At 41.1% G+C, this 21,094-nt stretch carries 18 protein-coding genes and 1 pseudogene; 14 read left to right on the top strand and 5 right to left on the bottom strand.

All coding sequences use genetic code 11. The features are described 5' to 3' along the window. Positions 1–147: 147 nt before the first annotated feature. On the bottom strand, positions 148–828 hold the full coding sequence (gene radC, locus AC21OH_RS00885) for a RadC family protein (protein WP_487369719.1): 681 nt from the start codon (positions 826–828) through the stop codon (positions 148–150). Positions 829–1,354: 526 nt separating this feature from the next. Between radC and coaBC the strand changes: the two genes are divergently transcribed. The 5 genes from coaBC (at position 1,355) to AC21OH_RS00910 (ending at position 5,227) form a co-directional block, all read left to right on the top strand. Next, positions 1,355–2,602: a bifunctional phosphopantothenoylcysteine decarboxylase/phosphopantothenate--cysteine ligase CoaBC gene (gene coaBC / locus AC21OH_RS00890; RefSeq protein WP_487369721.1), complete on the top strand. Its 1,248-nt coding sequence runs from the start codon at positions 1,355–1,357 to the stop codon at positions 2,600–2,602. 66 nt (positions 2,603–2,668) lie between these two features. Beyond that, a complete protein-coding gene (gene nfsA, locus AC21OH_RS00895) occupies positions 2,669–3,496 on the top strand; it encodes an oxygen-insensitive NADPH nitroreductase (protein WP_487369723.1) in 828 nt (275 codons plus the stop codon). A gap of 37 nt (positions 3,497–3,533) precedes the next feature. Continuing rightward, positions 3,534–3,725, top strand: coding sequence for a hypothetical protein (locus tag AC21OH_RS00900; RefSeq protein ID WP_487369725.1), 192 nt, complete (start codon positions 3,534–3,536; stop codon positions 3,723–3,725). 1 nt (position 3,726) lies between these two features. Next, on the top strand, positions 3,727–4,488 hold the full coding sequence (locus tag AC21OH_RS00905) for a sulfite exporter TauE/SafE family protein (RefSeq protein WP_487369727.1): 762 nt from the start codon (positions 3,727–3,729) through the stop codon (positions 4,486–4,488). A 52-nt stretch (positions 4,489–4,540) separates the two neighbouring features. Beyond that, the gene (locus tag AC21OH_RS00910; RefSeq protein WP_487369729.1) at positions 4,541–5,227 is read left to right on the top strand and encodes a DNA-3-methyladenine glycosylase family protein; all 687 of its coding nucleotides are present in this window, start codon (positions 4,541–4,543) and stop codon (positions 5,225–5,227) included. Positions 5,228–5,380: 153 nt separating this feature from the next. On the opposite strand, the gene rsmI is transcribed toward AC21OH_RS00910, so the two are convergent. Continuing rightward, positions 5,381–6,268 (bottom strand): 16S rRNA (cytidine(1402)-2'-O)-methyltransferase, encoded by an 888-nt coding sequence (gene rsmI, locus AC21OH_RS00915; protein ID WP_487369730.1) that lies wholly within the window; start codon positions 6,266–6,268, stop codon positions 5,381–5,383. A gap of 149 nt (positions 6,269–6,417) precedes the next feature. On the opposite strand from rsmI, the gene AC21OH_RS00920 reads away from it, so the two are divergent. The 7 genes from AC21OH_RS00920 to hisC all read left to right on the top strand — a co-directional run bounded on the left by AC21OH_RS00920 (position 6,418) and on the right by hisC (position 14,102). Continuing rightward, a complete protein-coding gene (locus AC21OH_RS00920; RefSeq protein ID WP_487369732.1) occupies positions 6,418–6,906 on the top strand; it encodes a YraN family protein in 489 nt (162 codons plus the stop codon). A 390-nt stretch (positions 6,907–7,296) separates the two neighbouring features. Next, entirely contained in the window at positions 7,297–8,250 is a 954-nt protein-coding gene (locus AC21OH_RS00925) for a BON domain-containing protein (RefSeq protein ID WP_491139891.1), read from the top strand. Positions 8,251–8,450: 200 nt separating this feature from the next. Further along, a complete protein-coding gene (locus AC21OH_RS00930; RefSeq protein ID WP_486534564.1) occupies positions 8,451–8,705 on the top strand; it encodes a BolA family protein in 255 nt (84 codons plus the stop codon). 266 nt (positions 8,706–8,971) lie between these two features. Next, a complete protein-coding gene (murA, locus tag AC21OH_RS00935; protein ID WP_487369737.1) occupies positions 8,972–10,249 on the top strand; it encodes a UDP-N-acetylglucosamine 1-carboxyvinyltransferase in 1,278 nt (425 codons plus the stop codon). Positions 10,250–10,296: 47 nt separating this feature from the next. Beyond that, on the top strand, positions 10,297–10,968 hold the full coding sequence (hisG, locus tag AC21OH_RS00940; RefSeq protein WP_487369739.1) for an ATP phosphoribosyltransferase: 672 nt from the start codon (positions 10,297–10,299) through the stop codon (positions 10,966–10,968). 421 nt (positions 10,969–11,389) lie between these two features. Beyond that, complete coding sequence (hisD, locus tag AC21OH_RS00945; RefSeq protein ID WP_487369740.1) at positions 11,390–12,688, top strand: histidinol dehydrogenase; 1,299 nt, start codon at positions 11,390–11,392, stop codon at positions 12,686–12,688. 313 nt (positions 12,689–13,001) lie between these two features. Then, entirely contained in the window at positions 13,002–14,102 is a 1,101-nt protein-coding gene (hisC, locus tag AC21OH_RS00950) for a histidinol-phosphate transaminase (protein ID WP_486534560.1), read from the top strand. Positions 14,103–14,294: 192 nt separating this feature from the next. On the opposite strand, the pseudogene AC21OH_RS00955 reads toward hisC, so the two are convergent. Continuing rightward, positions 14,295–15,683, bottom strand: a pseudogene (locus AC21OH_RS00955) (anthranilate synthase component I family protein); the annotation flags it as partial. A 904-nt stretch (positions 15,684–16,587) separates the two neighbouring features. On the opposite strand from AC21OH_RS00955, the gene AC21OH_RS00960 reads away from it, so the two are divergent. Both AC21OH_RS00960 and AC21OH_RS00965 read left to right on the top strand, forming a co-directional pair. Then, positions 16,588–17,742 (top strand): EcsC family protein, encoded by a 1,155-nt coding sequence (locus tag AC21OH_RS00960; RefSeq protein WP_487369741.1) that lies wholly within the window; start codon positions 16,588–16,590, stop codon positions 17,740–17,742. Positions 17,743–17,985: 243 nt separating this feature from the next. Further along, positions 17,986–18,264, top strand: coding sequence for a type B 50S ribosomal protein L31 (locus AC21OH_RS00965; protein WP_077449633.1), 279 nt, complete (start codon positions 17,986–17,988; stop codon positions 18,262–18,264). 131 nt (positions 18,265–18,395) lie between these two features. On the opposite strand, the gene murJ is transcribed toward AC21OH_RS00965, so the two are convergent. Together murJ and ampD are read right to left on the bottom strand one after the other, a co-directional pair. Continuing rightward, positions 18,396–19,946 carry a murein biosynthesis integral membrane protein MurJ gene (gene murJ / locus AC21OH_RS00970; protein WP_487369742.1) on the bottom strand — a complete coding sequence of 517 codons (1,551 nt, stop codon included), beginning with the start codon at positions 19,944–19,946 and terminating at the stop codon, positions 18,396–18,398. Positions 19,947–20,201: 255 nt separating this feature from the next. Continuing rightward, the gene (gene ampD, locus AC21OH_RS00975) at positions 20,202–20,831 is read right to left on the bottom strand and encodes a 1,6-anhydro-N-acetylmuramyl-L-alanine amidase AmpD (RefSeq protein WP_487369744.1); all 630 of its coding nucleotides are present in this window, start codon (positions 20,829–20,831) and stop codon (positions 20,202–20,204) included. Positions 20,832–21,094 lie beyond the last annotated feature (263 nt).

Below are 21,094 nucleotides of genomic sequence, written 5' to 3' on the forward strand. Positions count from 1 at the left end.
CTTAAACGGCTAATAATTCAAAACGACGATTGGCTAAAACTTTAGTCTCAGCCAAAGCAAGCATTTTAGGGCATGTGCCTAATATAGCCCATTTAATATGATTTGATTAATATGATCTTATTAATAGGGTGGTTTGATATGATCTGTCTAATAAGGATAAGTGCCTTGTTCGGCAAAAGACAAGGTTTGATTGCGCCCAACGATGATGTGATCCGCTAAGTTTAAATCAACAAGATCACAGGCCTGTTTTAACTTTTCAGTCAAATGAATGTCTGCTTGCGATGGCGTCGCGTCTTGATTGGGATGATTGTGAGCGACAATAAGCTGACTGGCGCCATGTTCGATCGCATGACGTAGTACTTGTTTGATACAGACTGAACAAGATGAAATGCCGCCCACAAATAGCACTTTATAATCCAGTAATGACAAGCCATTATCTAAGCACAATACTGCAAATACTTCTTGGTTCTCGCGGCGTAGCTGCGTAGTCACATAATCCTTGACGACCTGAGAGCGGTTCAAACGATTGCCCGTTTTAAGCTCACTATTTAAATAGCGTTTGCCCATCTCCAAACTGGCGAGCAATTGGGCATATTTTGCACTACCAATACCATGACAGGACAGCACCGTCTGCTTTGGCGCAGCCAGTAATTCTGCGATACCTCCAAACTCATGAATAAGGCTACGTGCCAGATCAAGTGCAGAGTGCTGTTTGGTGCCTGTACGTAAAAATATGGCCAGTATCTCTGCATCAGTCAAACTTTCTGCACCATGATTTAGTAGCTTTTCGCGCGGTTGGTCGTCCTGATGCCAGTCTTTTATTGCCATATATAAGTAACTTGAGTAAAGAGGTTTAAAGAAATGTATAACAGACCCTAATTTATAGTCATAATATACAATTTAAGGCCGTAGTTTATCAAAACTCAACAGTATATGGGCTTAAATTGCGTTTAAATAATTGTGTTTTAAAAAAATAGTTTCAATATATAAGTTTTCAGAAATTAAGCTTTTAAATTAATTAGCTTCAAAAATTAATTGGAACATTTGCAAAAAAGTTTCAATATAGTCAAGTAAATCTAAAATGGTTACAAGGTAATCGAGTGCAAGTACTAGTATATTAGGGCGAGCGAAGTTAACACCGTAACCGTTTAGTATTTAGCAGACTATAATAGGTTAGAGCAGTAACTTATTAAGGTCTCTGGCCAAAAAGTTGTCCAATATGCGTCTAAACTTGTTACCATATGCGTTTATGTTTTAGCTCACTAAATTACTCGAAAAATCTTAGCTCAGCTGCTATTAATAACTATAATCAACAATAGCTATCACCAACTGCAACAAAAGGTATCCTTACCCTATGAGCCAGATATTCACTCCGGTCACTACGCAAACCAACAGTATAAAAAATATCATTGTTGCTATTACTGGGGGTATTGCGGCGTATAAAGCGGCCATACTGGCCCGTTTGCTAATAAAAGCAGACTTTGAGGTACGCGTAATAATGACTCAGGGAGCAAAAGAATTTATAACACCGCTAACCTTTCAAGCTTTGACAGGTAATGAGGTTCATACAGAGTTGTTAGATACCACCGCTGAAGCTGGCATGGGACACATAGAATTGGCCAAGTGGGCAGATTTGATGATTATTGCTCCTGCTTCAGCCAATACCCTAGCGAGATTAGCAATGGGTATGGCGGATGATTTGCTAACTACGGTAAGTTTGGCCACGGCAGCACCGGTGGTAATTGCACCGGCAATGAATCAACAAATGTGGGCGCATCCAGCAGTTAGACTCAATATAGATACCTTGGCTGATTTAGGTTATGACGTCATTGAACCTGATAGCGGCATTCAAGCCTGTGGCGATACAGGATCAGGCAGACTTCCAGAGCCTGAGGTTTTGCTACAGCATATCTTATACCGCCAAGCCAAACGTTTGGTACCACAAACATTACAAGGTAAACGAGTCACCATAACGGCAGGGCCCACCGTTGAAGCGATTGACCCTGTAAGATTCTTGTCGAATCATTCATCAGGAAAAATGGGCTTTGCGTTAGCACGCGCGTGTCAGAATGCTGGTGCTGAGGTGACCTTGATTGCAGGCGGTAAGGTAAGCTTAGATACCCCGCTGAATGTCAATCGTATCGATGTTCTCTCAGCCAACGATATGTTACAAGCAGCGACCCAATCAGCAGAGTTAGGGTGTGATATATTTATTGCTACTGCTGCTGTTGCAGACTACCGCACTCGAGATGCGGCGCCGCAAAAAATCAAAAAAACACAAGAGACGATGACATTAGAGCTGGTTAAGAACCCTGATATCTTAGCGACTATTTCGCACGCTCATCCAGATATGTTTGTCGTTGGGTTTGCCGCAGAAACTCAAGATGTTGAAAAGTACGCTCGTGGCAAATTGGCATCAAAAAACCTAGATATGATTGCTTGTAATGATGTCTCTCGTTCAGATATAGGGTTTGCTAGTGATGAAAACGCCATAACGGTATATTTTGCAGATAAGTACCAGCAGCCACCTTCAGCCTTAGATAAAGCCAGTAAGTATAATATTGCAAAACAGCTGGTACAGCTAATTGGTGAAACTCTTTAAACGCAAACGTTTAAAAAAGCGTTATATGTCACACTCACGACTATAAGTAAATTGTTAAGGGCAGCAATGATGCAACATAATACGATGAACCAAAATGCCGTCGACCAAGCCGACGTTATGAACTCAACCATTAAAACATTATTAGAGCACCGCTCAGTGCGTCAGTTTACCGACGAGCCTATCAAACCTGAGGTGCTAACGACTTTACTTGAAGCCGGGCGTGCGGTCTCTACATCAAACTTCTCCCAAGCCGTTAGTGTGGTGCGTATTACCGAGCCGAGCCTACGTGAGCAATTCTTTCAAATCTCAAATAATATAGATGAAGACGCTTATCAAAAGGCCTTAGGGTCTGGTAAAAAATTTGGACATACTTACGTCAAGTCAGCGCCAGAGTTTTTGGTATTTTGTATGGATACACACCGTCACAACCAAGTAGTTCCAGAAGCTCAGTCTGATTGGATGGAGGTCACTTTGATAGCTGCGGTAGATGTTGCTTTGTTTGCTCAAAATGTATTAACTGCTGCTGAGTCATTAGGCCTTGGCGGGGTTTATATCGGTAGTATGCGAAATGATATTACCCGTGCTAGTAAACTTATCAAAGCGCCAAAGCATGTGGCTCCACTATTTGGTATGTGTTTGGGTCATCCAACTCTAGAGGCAAAACAGGTGGGGTTAAAACCGCGCTTGCCTTTGTCTGTGCTATTATCTGAAAACCAATACTGCCCAGCCAGTGATGAGGCCTTGCAAGAATATAACGACATAGTGCGCGCCTACTATGAGCAGCGAGGGGATAAAGTCTCAGACTGGACACAGCATATGGTCAAAACCTATGGCGAGCCATTACGCCCTGATGTCATGGATTACCTCAATCAGCAAGGGTATGCTAAACGCTAAATACTTTACTTATCTAAACGTTATAGGGAATGTAACCATGTTAAATATGACTATGCCTGACAATGGTTTGAAAACTCTAGATTCAATCAAACCCGATAATGTAGTTAGACCGCAGCGAGTAAACCAGCATGCATCAAATTTGCAATTCGCTAATCAGCGACTTATAGGACGGAGTCTAAAAGAGCTGCATCTTAATAATCGACATATTCACATGCAGTTGCTGTTTTAATATGTCAGCTGAAACGCTTTTAAATACATTTATCTTTACCATAGCATCGTTACTACATGGCATTAGCGGATTAGGGGTAACGCTAGTTACTACTACCGCTTTGGCAAGTATGTACCCGCTGCAATATGCCATCATTCTTATTATATTCCCCTCACTTGCGCTCAACCTAATGACATGGATCATCGGAGGCGGGCGCAGTGTCTGGGGTAATATTACCTATTACCTCAAGCACTATTGGCTACTGGCACTTATGAGCTTACTTGGTAGTCTGCTGGGTGTTAAGCTGCTGATGTGGGTGGATAGCAGCTATATTTTATTATTATTGGCAGCAGTTATCGCCTTTTATGTTATCAGCAATGCGCTGGGTAAAAAAATCATATTGCCAGCCACCACTCCAGTTTTGATTGGCACGGGGATATTAGCAGGTATTATTGGTGGCTCAACCAACGCCATGTCGACCATTTTGCTTATGTATCTGCTCTCCATTACCGATGATAAAAACACCATCGCGAAGGTGGGTAATATGTGTTATCTGTTAGGTAAAGTGGCTCAAATTATTGTATTACGCGAGCCCATTATGGCGTTATCGAGTAGTGAGTGGTCACTCATTGCGCTATTAACTGTTATCTCTATTGCCAGTTTGCTTGTCGGTATCCGCTTGCGTCAGTATTTATCGCAGCAGCGCTTTCGTCAGTTGGTATTAGTTATCCTTACCGTATTAGGTATAAGAGTCGGCTGGCAGGGAATTATGGCACTGATATAAGTGATGCTGATAAGCGATAAAGATATCTTACCGATTTATGGAGTAGCCATTTATGCAACCAACCTCTAACAATCAATCTTCATCTAATTCTACCACCCCTTTATCAGACGATATCATGACCATTGACGACCTCAATGAGTTAGAACAACACATTCGAGCCCTAATCAAGATTGAATCACGCTTTGCACCTGTATTTGCGCAAGTGGGCGTGCCTAGTTTGCGCCGTAACGCGGGCGGATTTACCGAGTTAATGCGGGCAATGGTGGGTCAGCAGCTCTCGGTTGCAGCGGCGCAAAGTATATGGAATAAATTGGACAATGCAGGATTAACCATACCATCCGCTATAGACAATGCGGATGATGATACGTTGCGAGCCAACGGGCTATCTCGTCAAAAAATACGCTATATTCGCTCATTGGTGGCGCATGATATCGATTATGAGGCGCTAACAACTTTAGCGGATGATGAGATAATTAATACCCTAACCGCTGTGACAGGCATTGGTAGATGGACAGCAGAGATGTATTTACTGTTTAGTCTTGGCAGGGCAGACGTGCTGGCAGTGGATGATTTAGCGATTAAGGTGGGCGCTCAAGCCCTATTAGAGCTAAAGTCAAGACCTACGCCCAAACAGCTTAAAGCATTATCGCAGCCGTGGTCGCCGCATCGCAGTGCTGCCAGTTTGTTGTTGTGGGCGTATTATGGTTGGATTAAAGATAGGAATGCGATGCCGATTTAGCCCAGACAGTAGCGGTATACTGCCAGCTTAGGCGTGTAGCGGGGGCTAGGTTTTGAGAGCGTGTCGAGGTAACAGCAATCTCTCAAACCGTGCCCCCGCCACGCCTAGGCTGGGAGATATAGCGGATGGCTGGAGTGGCTACAAAAATAATTCTTATTTATCTTCTTGCAACTCAAGCAACCGCTTATACAACGCATTTTTCTTAACCCCAGTGATATCTGACGCCAACGCCGCGGCTTTTTTGACAGATAAATCCTCCAGCAGGCGTAGCAGTAAAGTGTCATGAATATTGTCATCGGCTGAGTCGCCGCCTACCTCACCGCCAACGACGACGACAATTTCACCTTTTTGTTGATTGTTGTCTGCGGCTACAAAATCAGCCAATTGTGCTAGCGTGGATTTTTTGACTGTTTCAAAGGTTTTGGTCAATTCTCGGCATAGAGTCGCAGGACGGTCAGCGCCAAATACACTTGCCATGTCATTAAGGCTTGCGACGATACGATGCGGCGCTTCATAGAAAATTAGGGTTTCCGTACGGTTGGCGTTGTGCTCTAGTTGTTTGACACGTCCGTGCGTTTTGGCGGGCAAAAAGCCGACAAAGCTAAATTTATCCGAGGGCAGCCCCGCCACGCTTAAGGCCCCAATTGCTGCGCAAGCGCCAACAATAGGCACCACATTGATATTGGCTTGATGCGCGGCTTGCACCATTTGATATCCAGGGTCGCTGATCAGTGGTGTGCCTGCGTCGCTTATGAGCGCTACAGGGTGACCGCTTTGCAACATTTCGATGATTTTTGGGGTTTGCACCTCGCTATTGTGCTCATGATATGCCCAAGTTTGGGTGTCTATACCGAAGTTTGATAACAGTTTACCTGACGTTCGGGTGTCTTCGCAGGCGATAATATCCACTTTTTTTAGCGTCTCAATAGCGCGTAGCGTCATGTCGTTCATGTTGCCGATGGGCGTGGCGACGATATATAAATTAGCTGAGGCTGATGCTATCGAACTTAGGGACTTTTGAGTGTCGTCGTGCGCTACCATATAAAACCTTAATACATCTAGACTGTGTGAAAAGTGTTAAATATGACACAAACTGCGTAATCTAGTTAGATTTGCAGACTGGGTCGATACTATCAGTTTATCATGTTGTGGTAATATTAAATCATATTACATGCTATTAAGTGAGTATCATGCCTGCAAACCCATCCTTATTAAAATCTCCCACGCAGCGAAATGGGGGGCGGTATGAGCACCTGGCTTCTGAATTTTTGCAGCATCATGGTCTTACCGTGCTTGAGAGAAACTGGCAGCAACCTAAGGTGGGTGAAATTGATTTGATATTGATAGAGCCTGGGCGCACGTGGGATATTTTAGTCTTTGCTGAGGTGCGTAAACGTAAATTATCAGTTTATGGCACAGCAGCGATGAGTGTGACGCGCGCTAAACAAAGAAAGCTGATTAAGGTGGCACATTATTTTTTGAAACAGCATCCGCAATATGCAAATCTTGAATGCCGGTTTGATGTGGTTGCCTATGATGAGTCTATAACCTATTCTAAAGCGCATTCTAATCAAAATGCGTTGTCTCAACAGGGGCTATCAAATGATAGGATAGTAGCGGCGCACGTTACAAACTCGCCTGAGTGGATACAAGGTGCATTTATGGCATCGGCTTGGTGAGTGCTTGATTTACAATGCGTTTTCTTGGCGAATGCTTTTAAGTGGCTGTTTACAAGTAACTGTTTGAGGGTAACTGTTTAAGGGTTACTGTTTAAATAGTTACGAAATGTGTCTTATAATATTATTGTTTATAGTTAAACTAAAGCTACAATAATTGAGTGCTATAAAATAGGGCATGTAACACATGTTATCAAAAACAGGATATTTAAGTAGCGTTCAATTATACTTTTCATAAATAGCCTTTAATGAATAGCGTTTAATGAGCAAATAAATTAAAGACGTATGAGCAAACATAAGGACATATTAATCATGGTGAAATCTGGTTGGCGTAGTAAGGCTACAACTAATAAAAGCGCGGGTATTAATATAAGTAAGGCTACTTTTTGCTTTATGTTAAGTGCTACATTCTTGTCGGGTTGTAGTACGTTGCAGCCCAACCAACCACCAGGGACGTATGGGGTTCCCGTTACAGATCGCACGATTGCACAGCGCATTTTGGATAAAAGTATTGAGAATACGGCCAAAGCCAACATTCATGCCTTAGACGATACTTTATCTCAGCGCAGCCGTCTTAGTGTAGACAGCTTTTATAGTAATGTATTACTGACAGGTGAAGTTCCTGATAATGAAACCAAACAAAAGATTAAGCAAATTGTGTCATCAATGCCAGATGTAAAGCAGACCTACGATTATTTGAATGTTGGACCGCAAAAAGGAGCCAGTTATACGGTTCATGACGGTTATATAACTTCAAAAATATCAGCGAAGGTATTAAATAGTAATGTCCTTAGTATTTCACAGATTGATGTTATCACCGATGACGGTGTTGTTTATGTCATGGGTAAGCTTACCCCAACCCAACGTGGCCATTTAATCAATATTGTAGAGCGTACTGTGGGAATAAAAGAGCTCGTATTATTAACAGACATGATAGACAATAATGGCGCCATAATTGATGAGAATAACATCAGTCAAGAAGAAGGGCTTGAACCGCCATTTGAGCGCTATATAATTACGGACTCTGTAGCAACGCCTGCCCCTGCCGCACAACCAAACAGTTATGGTCAGCCTAATCCCAATATCCAGCCGTATAATCCATCCAACGCTGGATATAATCAGCCTAGTCCATCATCATACCCAGCTAATCCAACTTACAACCCAGCAAATCCAGGTCCCAATACACCTAATACACCTATTCAGAATGGGACAATACCCAGCGCGCCTGCCCAAAGCGCGCCAGCGCAAGGCAATACAAGCCAGCAAGGATCAAATGGGGCTTCTACTAATGGTGCGTCAAGTAGTCCATATATAGAGATGTATAAGGATGAGGTACCTGGTTGGTAAAGAGTGTATGAGTTAATAGGGTCTATAGGTTAATAACACTTATTGTTTATTTATGAGGTATGTCGAACTATGCTTAATGAGCTGCGAGTTTAAATGTTTTAGGCAAATTTTGTTAAGCCTTGTTATAATCCCCTATTAACAGACCCTAACCATAATATGCATTATAATATCATCCCAAAATTTAATAATAGGTAGATTCAATGAGTATGAACGCTGACGATTTAATCGCTTTTCTACAGCCCCATTTCCCAGATGCATTTATTCAAGCAGCCAATCAAGGCAACAAATTTGATGTGCGTGTTGTCGATTCAAGCTTTGAGGGCAAACGTTTGGTGCAGCGCCAACAAGCGGTTTATGCTTTAGTCAATGATATTATTTCACGCGGTGACATTCATGCGCTCAACATTCAAGCATTGACACCCGCCGAATGGGAAGCGAAACAAGCGGGACAATAAATTCATTGATTTAAGGTATATGTTGACTGTTAAATGTAATGTCATAATATACACTTTAGCCATCTCTTAGCCTTGTTTTTAATAACGTTTTTAGAGTTAATTCGATTTAATTTTGTATTTTATATCCACCGCATTTATAATTTTAGTTAGTCTAAGTTTATGCTCATTATAAGATAAGATATTGCATTATAGATAATTTGTAATGCCTTAAACATAACTGATTACAGATGTTTATCTTATCGTTATCCCAGTTAGGACCACACTCAATGGATCAGTTTTTAATTAAAGGCCGCAGCCGTATCGCCGGTGAAGTCACTATTTCAGGCGCTAAAAATGCCGCTTTACCCTTATTGGCAGCCATGATTTTGGCAGAAACCCCAACCATCTTGAATAATGTCCCTTCATTACAAGATGTGCGCACTTTAATCAAATTGATAAGTGGCATGGGCGTTACGATCAATAAAGAGGGGAATACAGTTACCTGTGATACCAGCACTATTGAGAACTATTTTGCGCCTTATGAACTGGTTAAAACTATGCGAGCTTCTATCCTAGTGCTAGGGCCTTTGTTAGCCAGATTCGGTGAAGCTGAAGTGTCTTTACCAGGGGGATGTGCGATAGGCTCGCGTCCTGTGGACCAACACCTAAAAGCGTTTGAAGCAATGGGTGCGATAATTGATGTCGAAAATGGCTATGTGAAAGCCAAAGCGCCTGAAGGTGGACGTCTGATTGGTTGTGAGTTTAGCTTTGATATGGTGACCGTTGGTGGTACTGAAAACGTCATCATCGCGGCAACTTTGGCACGTGGCACTACGGTATTGGAGAACTGCGCGCGTGAGCCCGAAGTAGTAGATCTTGCAAATATGCTGGTAGCCATGGGGGCTAAAATAGAGGGTATTGGTAGCTCAACGATGACGATAGAAGGCGTTGAAAGCCTTAAAGGTTGTGACTATTCGGTATTGCCGGATCGCATCGAAACAGGCTCATATTTAGCAGGCGCTTTAATGACACAAGGAGATGTAACGACATTAAATACAGACCCTAGCTTATTACAGCCCGTGCTACATAAGTTTGAAGAGATGGGTGCTACAATTACCACAGGGGACGATTGGATCCGTGCGCAAATGACGGAACGTCCAAAACCTGTAGATATTAGAACGCAGCCACATCCAGGCTTCCCAACCGACATGCAAGCACAGCTTATGGCGGTATGCTGCTTGGCTGAGGGGACGAGTACCATAAGCGAAAATATTTTTGAAAATCGCTATATGCATGTGCCTGAATTAAGTCGTCTTGGTGCTAATATTACTATCGATGGGCATACTGCCATTGTCCGTGGCGTTGAAGCATTTAACGCGGCTCCTGTTATGGCAACCGATTTGCGTGCTTCGATGTCTCTTGTAATGGCCGCCGCCGCCGCTGAGGGCGAGAGTGTCATCGATCGTATATATCATATTGATCGGGGTTATGAAAATGTGGAAGAAAAGCTGCGTGGCCTCGGGGTAAATATTCAGCGAATCAACCCTAACAAAGACAATTCATAATCACCGGTTATCCTAAGATTTCAAAATTTTATAAGACGCAGCCATCTATGACTGAACACAACGAACTACTTAATCAAGCGGACAGCGACTATGCAGGTTTAACGCTGGCACTCTCTAAAGGTAGAATATTAAAAGAAACGTTGCCTTTATTAAAAGCTGCGGGTATTGAGTTACTCGAAGACCCTGAGAAATCTCGTAAACTTATTTTTCCAACCTCGCATGATATGGTGCGAGTCCTTATTCTCCGTGCTAGTGACGTGCCGACATATGTCGAGCATGGTGCAGCAGATTTCGGGGTTGCGGGTAAAGACGTGCTACTTGAGTATGGCGCTAAGCATGTGTATGAACTGCTTGATTTAAAGATTGCACAATGCAAGCTGATGACCGCAGGTATTAAAGGGGCTCAGTTGCCCAATCGTCGTCTACGTATAGCCACTAAATATGTGAATGTGGCACGTGCGTACTTCGCAAGCCAAGGTCAACAAGTTGATTTGATCAAACTTTACGGCTCTATGGAACTGGCGCCATTAGTTGGCTTGGGTGATATGATTGTTGATGTGGTTGATACCGGAAACACGTTACGCGCTAATGGTTTAGAACCAGTGGATCATATCTGTGAAGTATCTTCTCGCTTAATTGTGAATCAAGTGAGCTACAAACGTAAATTTGATCTTTTAGAACCCATTCTTGAAAGTTTTAAGAAAAGTATTGCCGATTAGAAACATGACGTCATTTAATTACTAGTTAACTATTAAAGCTCTATGATATAAAGCTATAATTATGGACAGTAAGATGTTAAAAAGTTAGTTGTTCTGAGTTAATTGTATGGTGAATGAGATACAATTACACTTATTGATGCAAAGCATCACTATCGTTAGTGATGCTTTTTTATGCACAAAACCTTAGTACACTATATGAGCGACTATAATCAGCGAAATACTAAACAGTTACAGTATTAACCTCGTTAAGCCTACGTGAGTAGCATTTGTACTCGGTTGCCTTAAAACCATTGTAGACTTCTTTGACTGTATTTTAAATTGAAATCATAGCATTTGAGCCCCATATTAGAGTCATAATACCTACTATATTTATTTCTATCCCCTATCTTTAAAGTTTATTGAATTTAACAAAGGACTTCGTATGCGTATCTTAACCAGTTCCGATGCCAACTTCGATCAACAACTGGCTGATCTGCTCGCTTTTGAAACTGTTAATGATACTGATCTGCTCAAAACGGTTGATGACATTATTCATCAAGTTAGGCAAACAGGGGATGACGCGGTATTGGCGCTCACCCAAAAGTTTGATTCACACCCAGCAAGCTCAATGCAAGATTTAATTCTCACACAAGATGAGTTAAAAGCTGCCTATGATGAACTGGACGAGACGATAAAAGCTGCGCTAGATACTGCAGCACAGCGTATTAAAAGCTTCCATCAGCGCCAAGTACAGCAAACTTGGGAATATACCGATGAGTTAGGTAACCGTTTAGGTCAAAAAGTCACCCCACTAGATAGAGTGGGTATTTATGTCCCGGGTGGTTTGGCATCTTATCCTTCATCTGTATTGATGAATGCGATACCTGCTAAAGTGGCTGGCGTTAGCGACGTTATAATGGTGGTGCCTGCCCCAAAAGGGGAGCTAAATAAATTGGTTTTAGGGGCGGCATATTTATCTAATGTGGATAAAGTATTTACGATTGGCGGTGCTCAAGCCGTTGCTGCTTTAGCCTATGGCACACAAACTATTCCTAAAGTCGACAAAGTTACTGGACCTGGCAATAAGTATGTGGCTGCCGCTAAGAGAGCGGTATTTGGTCAAGTTGGTATTGATATGATTGCTGGACCTTCTGAGGTATTGGTATATGCAGAGGGTGAGGCTGACGATAATGCACAGTGGTTGGCCATGGATTTATTGTCGCAAGCAGAGCATGATACTGTGGCTCAGTCCATATTTGTCACGACCAGCCGCGAACAGCTGGATGCGGTTGCACGAGCAATTGATGACGCACTTGAACAGTTGCCTAAAGCAGAAATTGCAAGAGAAGCTTTAGAAAATCGAGGCGCTCTGGTATTGGTAAAAGATCGTAGCGAAGGGCTTGACGTTATCAATAAAGTTGCTCCTGAGCATCTTGAGTTATCCTTAGATGATCCAGATGCAGTTATTGATGATATTCGCCATGCAGGTGCTATCTTTATGGGTCGACATACTCCCGAAGCTATTGGTGATTATTGTGCTGGTCCCAACCATGTACTACCAACCTCGGGTACGGCACGTTTTTCATCACCACTAGGTGTTTACGATTTTCAAAAGAAAACATCGCTTATTTATTGTTCTACTGAAGGGTCTAAGTCTTTGGCACAAGTCGCTGATATTCTAGCGATGGAGGAAAATCTTGAGGCCCATGCACGGTCAGCCCGATATCGCAACCAGGAGTAATAAGTAAAACGACAACAACTGTCGCATTATTTTTCTCTAATGCATTTATAAGGTAAATTTAGTATATACCAGAGTAAATGTCATGATAATATAGCTAACGATATTAATTAGTTATGGTGACATCGACTTACCTTGATAGGTATATCGCATTTTATACCAACTTATAAAGTCACATTTCTTTAATAGTCATTAGGCAAGATTAGATTGTAAAATAGGTCTGATAGTAGACTAAATAGACAGCGACTAACGTATTATTTCAAACGTTTTCTAATTATATAAGCCCTCTATTTAAAATAATAATGATGATGAAACTATGGAACAAAAAGTAGAGACTCGATTGTGGTCAATGAGAGCACGTAACCTGACACCCTATGTACCAGGTGAACAGCCAACACATGACGACTTATGCAAATTAAACACAAATGAGAATCCGTTTCCACCTTCTCCAAAAGTGGCTGATGCCATTGCCCAAGTTTTGCATAACCAAGCTGACGAATTAAGATTATATCCTGCGCCTGAGTCTACTGATTTGCGTGAGGCGTTGGCTTCTGCTTATGAGTTAGAACCAGATCAAGTGTTTGTGGGTAATGGCTCAGATGAAGTTTTAGCATTTGTATTTGCTTGTTTCTTCCTAAAGGAGCGTCCATTACTATCACCCGACATAAGCTATAGCTTCTATCCGGTATACGCAGAGACTTTTGATATTGAACTGGTAAAAATTCCATTACGCGAAGATTTTAGTATTCGTACCGATGATTATCGTCAACCTTGTTCGGGTATAATCGTGGCTAATCCCAATGCGCCAACTGGGCTGCTTTTACCTTTAGAGTCTATCGATAAACTTGCGTCAGAGCATCCAAACGCTGTGGTAGTCATTGATGAAGCGTATATCGATTTTGCGGTTTCAGAAGCGGATGAAGGCGTATCTGCGGTCAGTTTAATTAATAAACATGACAACTTATTAGTGACCCAGACGTTCTCAAAGTCACGTTCCTTAGCAGGTCTACGCGTAGGTATGGCGTTTGGTAATGCTTCATTGATTGAAGCATTGACTCGAATGAAAAATAGTTTCAACAGCTACCCATTAGATCGTTTGGCGCAAGCTGGCGCGCAGGCGAGCGTACTTGATACCGCGTATTTTGAAGAAACGTGTCAACAGGTCATTAAGCTGCGTCAGTCTTTAATCAAAGACTTAGAGGCCTTAGGTTTTGATGTCCTACCTTCTCAAGCAAACTTCGTGTTAGCCCGCCCTCAAGGGCTTGACGCTAAACAAGTGGCTCAGAATCTACGCGATCAAGGCATTATCGTACGCTATTTTGATCAGCCTAGATTAGACGAACATTTGCGCATTACAGTGGGTACAGAGTCTCAAAACAAACGTTTGCTTGACGCCCTAAAGCAGATGCAGGACTAACCAAACAAATTACTGAGTTTAAAAATTGCTAAATAAATTAATTAGTAAACTGACGAATAAACTAACAAATTAAAAGGACTGGCAGTAGCACAGCCCTTTTTTTATTGAATAAGTCAGTTGATGGCTCTTTAAACTCTATTTATGTCAGTTATGTCTGTAATAACATTGACAGAGTTTATTCTACAGAGCTGATTATTTTTTAAGTAAGTCGATTAAGTTTCCAACCTTATCAATACACTCTTGATATTCTAGCTGGCTTTCAGATCCCACAGTAATTCCTCCGCCTGCCCATAACGCGACAGTACCCTGATTATCAGCTTGCAATGAACGAATCAGAACGTTCCAGTTGCCTGTGCCATCAAAATTCATAAACCCCATCGTGCCACAATATGCGCCTCGAGCGCCAACTTCTAATTCAGCTATTATTTCTACCGCGCGTTTCTTCGGTGTACCCGTTATTGAACCGGCGGGTAAACTGTCAAATAATAGCGTTAATGGATGAACATCTTGCTTTAACGTCGCTGTAACCGAGCTTACCATGTGATGGACATTGCTAAAGCTTTCAATAGCAAAGAGTTTTGGTACTTTAACACTGCCAGTTTTGGCATATCGGCCAAAATCATTTCTTAACAGATCCACAATCATCACATTTTCTGCACGGTCTTTGTCGCTATTAGCCAATTGGACTTTGAGCCGAGCATCCTCCTCTAAAGACTGACCACGCGGTAGAGTCCCCTTAATAGGCTTGGTCAAAATCTGATGATCACCTTCATCGTTCTTATTAAAAACAATAAATAATTCAGGGGAGCAGCTCAATAATTCAAAGCTCATTTTAGAATGGATTGAATTTTCAGATGCTAAATAACTATTGAGTCCCAAATAGCCTGCATAGGGCGCTTTGGTATTGTTATAAAGTTTAGGCAAGTAGTTGACTAAAGGTGCTACATCTATATTAGCATCATTTATACTTACGGTATTTTGATCAGCGCTAAGGCTAGTGGAACGTTGGGCTGACCATTTTTGCGTTAAGTTTATCTGATAGCTATCGCCGTCATACAAATATTGCTGTGTTTTAGCGAATACGTTGGCATATTCTTGATAGGACCAATGTCTTTTTATATGTATAGGAGGGGCGTGCAAAGCCAGTTTGTCAGCTTCTAATTCATGAGATAAAAAGACTTCGACTTGCTGTAATAGTTGAATAGCAGCATTGATGGCAGTAGGATCACAATCTAACGTCCCACACAATTGCCAACTGTTATCATTGGCAGGTTTTAAATATATATCATAATGTCCCATAAAGGCAGCAGGTTGATTGCATAGCGCTATTGATTCATATCTCGGACTTAAAGATTTAGCAGCAATGTCATAACCGATAAAGCCCATTAATCCCTCGCTATAGCTAACTTGAAAATAGCTACCCTGAATATAGCTATCATCTAACAAGTCATCTTCATCTTGATCAGCGCTAAACTTATCAAGACCCTTACAATTATTATCTGATGTCAAAGTTGAAGCAGAATCATGCCGTTCAGAATACTCAATAAGCTCATTGATCCAGTTTGCGTATGACGTTTCATAAGTGTGATGAGTATAGTCAGTTAGTGTATTCGTACTGTCTACGATTTCATGAATGCCAACCTCATCCTTAGTTGCTGTTATAGCCTCACTTTGACTCTCATTATTTTGACTACTTTCATGTGTATTCTTAAGACATCGGGTGGGCGTCTGACGCATTCCTTTTATTATTTCAACTTTTATTAAGCTAGTCTCTGTTTTCAAAGTCCCTTTTGAAGCGTTATTACTAGGTATGTCATCAGCATGAGAGTTTTTATCATGATCTTTTTTAGCATGAGAATATTTAGAACAAATGTTAAGAAAGTCAGACGTTGAAATCTCAGCATCTATTTGATTACGCTGTATATTTTGTTCGATATTATGTGCAGATGGAATTGGATTAACTTGCCAATAGACCTTAGGTAACAATCCAATAATAGGATCATGGTCGTTATTTAACCAGCATACTTGCCACGGCAATGACTGGTTTTGAAGCCAACGAGTATCGCTATTATTCGACTCTATATTATTTGAAGTCTGAATATTTGAAGCGGTATCGTTTGACTGTGCTGCTAATAGGACATGTGTGATATAGGGTAGTAGCTCATGGGCAGGCAAGTGATTGAACGTAAAATGATGATAAATCATACAGGTTAAATATTTCCTAAGAAAATTACTGATTTAAGGTTTGTTGAGGTTGATTAAGTGTTAATAAATGGGTTTAAGATAAATATCAATACAACCCTTTTTACATTGCACCAAACCCTGATAACACTGTTTAAACTGATATTAAGAGAGTTAAATCCTATAATAAAATCATTATTTACATAATTGAATGGATAATTAATTAAGATTATCCTATTTTTATGGCAAATGTTTATTTTGTAATTTACTCATAATTCATAATATTAAATATGGGATAACAAATATGAAAGACAATTCTAAAGGTTCTAAAGCACGTAAATTAGTGTTAGGCGGTATTGATACAGCGGGTCATATTGCACGAGATAATCTAGAGCGGTTTGGATCTTTATTAGATTCGCTTAATGCTAAGTCTGGTAAAGCCAGTAATTATAGGGCAGTTGATTTATCTAGCTATAATTCCAAATCTGTGGACAATCTTTTTAGTCAACAAGCTGTCAAGTCCTCACAACAGCTGATCGGTAAGCGTTTTGCAACTTATGGTAAGTATGCCAAAAAAGTCGTTCCGAATAGTATTTTTGACAAAGCAACTGACAGTGCATTCACGCAAATAGCGAAACTTGCCGCCTCATGGAGCAAAGTTGATCTTCCCGAGGATCATCGTTTTGAAAATCTAGAAGATTTGGATGACCAGCAAAGAAATGCCTTAGCGCAAGATATTGCCAACCAGAATCGCGCTTTAGCAACGCTTGGCGGTGTGACTGGTCTTGCAGGTTTACCAGGCATACTTGCGGACACAATGTGGTTGTTATTAGTCTCTCTACGCACGGTGTATCAGATATCAACCGTATATAACAAGCCGTTAGTGGGTAAAGAGGGCGTGAAAATGGCTTATACCATCTTGTCTAATGCTGATCTTAGCAAAATGCAAGAGAAGCAAGCGCTATTAGCAGGCCTTGGTATGTCAAAAGGGTTGTTGAGCAATGCTCAATCTTCAGGGTTACGCAATGAGCTTAATAACATAGGTTTGCAGAGCTCTAACGTCAAATACTATGCAGAACAGGTTGATAATTTAGCCGATCAATTCAATATTGATATCGATAGTATGAATTTGAATTGGATGTTAAAGTTATTACCCATCTCTTCGGTAATGATTGCGAGTTATTATAACAGTCATTTGATTGAACAGGTTATTGGTGTGGCTAAGGCGACATTCGGTCCTGAGCCAGTGGAAGCTAAAGAAGCCTTAACTGATCAACGCGCGTCTTCTTCTGAGGATAAGGCGTCTGATGATGCTAATACCTCTCATGACAACGTATCTGACGACTATTCGTCTGACGACAACTCATCTGACAAAAAAGATACTGATAATAAGACATCTGATGAAGAAAACACCTCTGATAAGAGCGCTGATTCAGCTGAGTCGTCAACTAAAGATTAAATAAATTTAGTATATCGTAAGATATCCATATGTCGTGAACAGCTTAGCGGTGATTTAAACTTGCAACTGTGCTAAATAATCGGTAAAATCACCGCCTTAACTTCCCACTGAGGAAGGCTAGAGAAGCAAATGATTGGTGTTTTGTGCTGGAATAAGCCAGTGACAAGGTGGCTAATTATTAAATGCGCTAGTGCCTCAGTTACATACAGCTAAGCTGTATATCGGACACAGAGAGAAATTATTATGCGTAAAGATATCCACCCAGAGTACCAAGAAGTATTATTCCACGACACAAATGCTGACGTGTACTTCTTAACTCGTTCAACTGCTAAAACTAAAGCCACACGTGAGTATGAAGGTAAAGAATATCCTTACTATCCACTTGATATCTCAAGTGCCTCGCATCCTTTCTACACAGGCGAGCAGCGTAAAACGTCTAACGAAGGTCGTGTTGCTAGCTTTAACAAGCGTTTTGGTGCATTTGGCGGACGTAGTAAAGCTAAAAAAACTGACGCTGAGTAATACTCACTTATCTAAACTTAGTAAGTTAGTTAGTAAATTACAGCTTTTGAATAAATTTTATTTATTAAAATGCCACCGTTTATTGCGGTGGCTTTTTTATTGTATAAATTAGATCTTAGGGCTGCATAAAGTTAACCATGCTTAAGCTGATGCGGTCTAAAACCTGATGCTAATAACACAACGCCATACACAACTGCGCCGAGCGCACAAATAAGAAGCAATGCTATGACACGGTATAACTGTGACGAATGGGTAGGGAAATAGGGCAGTACATAATAAAGTGCGCCCGTCATCACTACACTTGCAGAAGCAAACTGTAAAATAAGCTTCCTCCAATGTGGACCAAAGCGGAACAAGTTGCGTTTGTGCAGTAGATAATACAAAAGCCCAGCATTAACTAAAGAGGCACCAGTGGTGGCAAGGGCTAGACCACCATGTAAAGGCAGTTTAAAATAATAAAAAATACCCACAAATATTAAGCTAAAAATCATATTTGCTATGACGGTCACAATCCCAATCTTAACAGGGGTCTTGGTATCTTGACGGGCAAAGAAGGCAGGGGCAAAAATTTTAATGAGCATAAACCCTAATATCCCTCCTGCCATACTACGTAATGCAAACCCGCTCATATTAGCGTCCTCTAACATGAACTCACCGCGCATAAAGAGTGTTTGCATGAGCACATCGGACAATACAAATAGGGCACACGCCGCTGGCATGCCGACGACAATAATTAGACGCGCCGCCCAGTCGAGTGTCTTACGAAACGTGACATCATCTTTTTTAGCTTCACTGGTCGATAGGCTGGGTAGAATAACGGTTCCAATCGCCACACCAATCAGTCCCAATGGCAGCTCTGTTAACCGCTCGGCTGCGTACAACCAGGAGACCGATCCTGTTATCATCAACGAAGCTAGTATGGTGTTTAATAACAAATTTATCTGAGTGACAGATACCCCAAATATGGCAGGCAACATTAAATTTAAAATTCGGCGTACCCCTTCATGCTGAAAATCAACTTTAGGTTTGACCAATAGCTTTTGCATATAGAGCTGAGGCAGCTGAATAAAAAATTGCAATAGACCTGCAATGGCGACAGCGTAGCCAAGAGCCATGATAGGTTTATCGAACATCGGTGAAAATATAAGCGCACCCGATATCATACAAAGATTAAGTAGCACTGGCGCAATGGCTGGCGCGGCGAAGCGTCCATAGCTTTGTAAAATACTGCCCGCAAATGCAGTCATTGAGATAAATAATAAATAAGGGAAGGTCAAACGCAGCAAGTCACTAGCCATATTAAACTTTTGGGGATCGTCAGCAAAGCCCGGTGCAAATAATGTAATTACCCAAGGTGAGGCGAGCATCACAACGATGGTAAGCATAGATAATATTAGTAATAATGCGCCTGAGGTGCGGCTAACTAATATTTGAACTTTTTGGAGGGTAAAGCGTTCTTTATATTCAGATAAAACGGGGACAAATGCTTGACTAAAGGCACCCTCAGCAAACAGCCGCCGCAAAAAGTTAGGGATTTTAAAGGCTACCAAGAAGGCATCCATCAACCCGCCAGCCCCAAAAACACCCATAAGAACCATGTCACGTACTAGACCTAGTATGCGTGAAAGCATGGTCATTGAGCTTACAACCATTGTAGAGCGAAATAATTTACTTTTTGCCATGTAATCTAAGCGCCTTTGTTACAAAGTATTGTCTAAAATTGCCAAAAATTGCATAAAAAAAATTCGCAAAATTTCAATTTATTATAAAATTTTGCGAATTATATCATTAACTGTCATTCCTAATGATATTTTAAAGATAAGATGTCAAATGAAAGATACGCTTAAATTAAAGGACTGCGGCGCTAAATACAGTCACTAATAATAAAAACCACTACTATTTATAAAAACCCCTATTATTTATAAATTCACTACCATTTATAAAAAATCACTATCCATTTCTATAAGCTGACTTAGCTTTTGGCGCAATTTAAGCCAATCAAAATGTTTGCCTGGGTCTGTTTTGCGCCCTGGTGCAATATCGCTATGGCCTGTGATATGGCGGCGGGTTTGAGGGTAAGCTTTATGAATAGCCGCAATAGCTGACGTCAAAGCGTCGTATTGTAAATCACTAAAGTCACGAAAATCGGTGCCTTCAAGCTCAATACCTATAGTGTAATCATTACATTCAGGCGTACCCAAGTAGCTTGAACGTCCGGCGTGCCACGCGCGATCTTCAAAGTTAACAAACTGAGTGATTGCACCATTACGTTCTATAAATAAATGAGCAGAAACCTTCATACCTTCTATAGTTTTAAAATAGGGATGAGCATCCCAATCTAACGTGTTGGTAAAAAGTGACTTAACATAATGCTGTCCCTTACTGTCTGTCTGTTCAAACTCAAAGGGTGGTAAGCTAATATTATGGATGACGATGGCACTAATGACAGTATCTTTAGGACGATCGTTAAAGTTAGGGGACGACAGCCATTGCGCTTCAAGCAATCTTCCAGAATCGATGCTTAGAGACACAGATGGGGTATCGTAAGTGGAGAATAGTTTATACATGGTCTCTACCAATGAAGGTCTCTATTAGGGTGTTTCTTCAATTCGTATCATGACAAAACAATGGGCTAAAAATACCTAAATCTTGACATACATCGTCAAATAACGGATTAATATAATGATATTATCTGCGTTAATTTCCTTGTATGACTGCGATTTATCTTATATTTATTACCACTTTCAAACTGAAGGCACGCACTAGTTAAGGTGACTGTTTATTTAATGTACAACAATATAAAAATCAAACGAGATTATTGATGGTATAA

The sequence above is a fragment of the Psychrobacter sp. CX10 genome (assembly GCF_057621575.2).

Bases quoted from the DNA above. Each gene is read 5' to 3' on its own strand.
- radC (WP_487369719.1), bottom strand. From the start codon at position 828: ATGGCAATAAAAGACTGGCATCAGGACGACCAACCGCGCGAAAAGCTA.
- coaBC (WP_487369721.1), top strand. From the start codon at position 1,355: ATGAGCCAGATATTCACTCCGGTCACTACGCAAACCAACAGTATAAAA.
- nfsA (WP_487369723.1), top strand. From the start codon at position 2,669: ATGATGCAACATAATACGATGAACCAAAATGCCGTCGACCAAGCCGAC.
- AC21OH_RS00900 (WP_487369725.1), top strand. From the start codon at position 3,534: ATGTTAAATATGACTATGCCTGACAATGGTTTGAAAACTCTAGATTCA.
- AC21OH_RS00905 (WP_487369727.1), top strand. From the start codon at position 3,727: ATGTCAGCTGAAACGCTTTTAAATACATTTATCTTTACCATAGCATCG.
- AC21OH_RS00910 (WP_487369729.1), top strand. From the start codon at position 4,541: ATGCAACCAACCTCTAACAATCAATCTTCATCTAATTCTACCACCCCT.
- rsmI (WP_487369730.1), bottom strand. From the start codon at position 6,268: ATGGTAGCGCACGACGACACTCAAAAGTCCCTAAGTTCGATAGCATCA.
- AC21OH_RS00920 (WP_487369732.1), top strand. From the start codon at position 6,418: ATGCCTGCAAACCCATCCTTATTAAAATCTCCCACGCAGCGAAATGGG.
- AC21OH_RS00925 (WP_491139891.1), top strand. From the start codon at position 7,297: ATGTTAAGTGCTACATTCTTGTCGGGTTGTAGTACGTTGCAGCCCAAC.
- AC21OH_RS00930 (WP_486534564.1), top strand. From the start codon at position 8,451: ATGAGTATGAACGCTGACGATTTAATCGCTTTTCTACAGCCCCATTTC.
- murA (WP_487369737.1), top strand. From the start codon at position 8,972: ATGGATCAGTTTTTAATTAAAGGCCGCAGCCGTATCGCCGGTGAAGTC.
- hisG (WP_487369739.1), top strand. From the start codon at position 10,297: ATGACTGAACACAACGAACTACTTAATCAAGCGGACAGCGACTATGCA.
- hisD (WP_487369740.1), top strand. From the start codon at position 11,390: ATGCGTATCTTAACCAGTTCCGATGCCAACTTCGATCAACAACTGGCT.
- hisC (WP_486534560.1), top strand. From the start codon at position 13,002: ATGGAACAAAAAGTAGAGACTCGATTGTGGTCAATGAGAGCACGTAAC.
- AC21OH_RS00960 (WP_487369741.1), top strand. From the start codon at position 16,588: ATGAAAGACAATTCTAAAGGTTCTAAAGCACGTAAATTAGTGTTAGGC.
- AC21OH_RS00965 (WP_077449633.1), top strand. From the start codon at position 17,986: ATGCGTAAAGATATCCACCCAGAGTACCAAGAAGTATTATTCCACGAC.
- murJ (WP_487369742.1), bottom strand. From the start codon at position 19,946: ATGGCAAAAAGTAAATTATTTCGCTCTACAATGGTTGTAAGCTCAATG.
- ampD (WP_487369744.1), bottom strand. From the start codon at position 20,831: ATGTATAAACTATTCTCCACTTACGATACCCCATCTGTGTCTCTAAGC.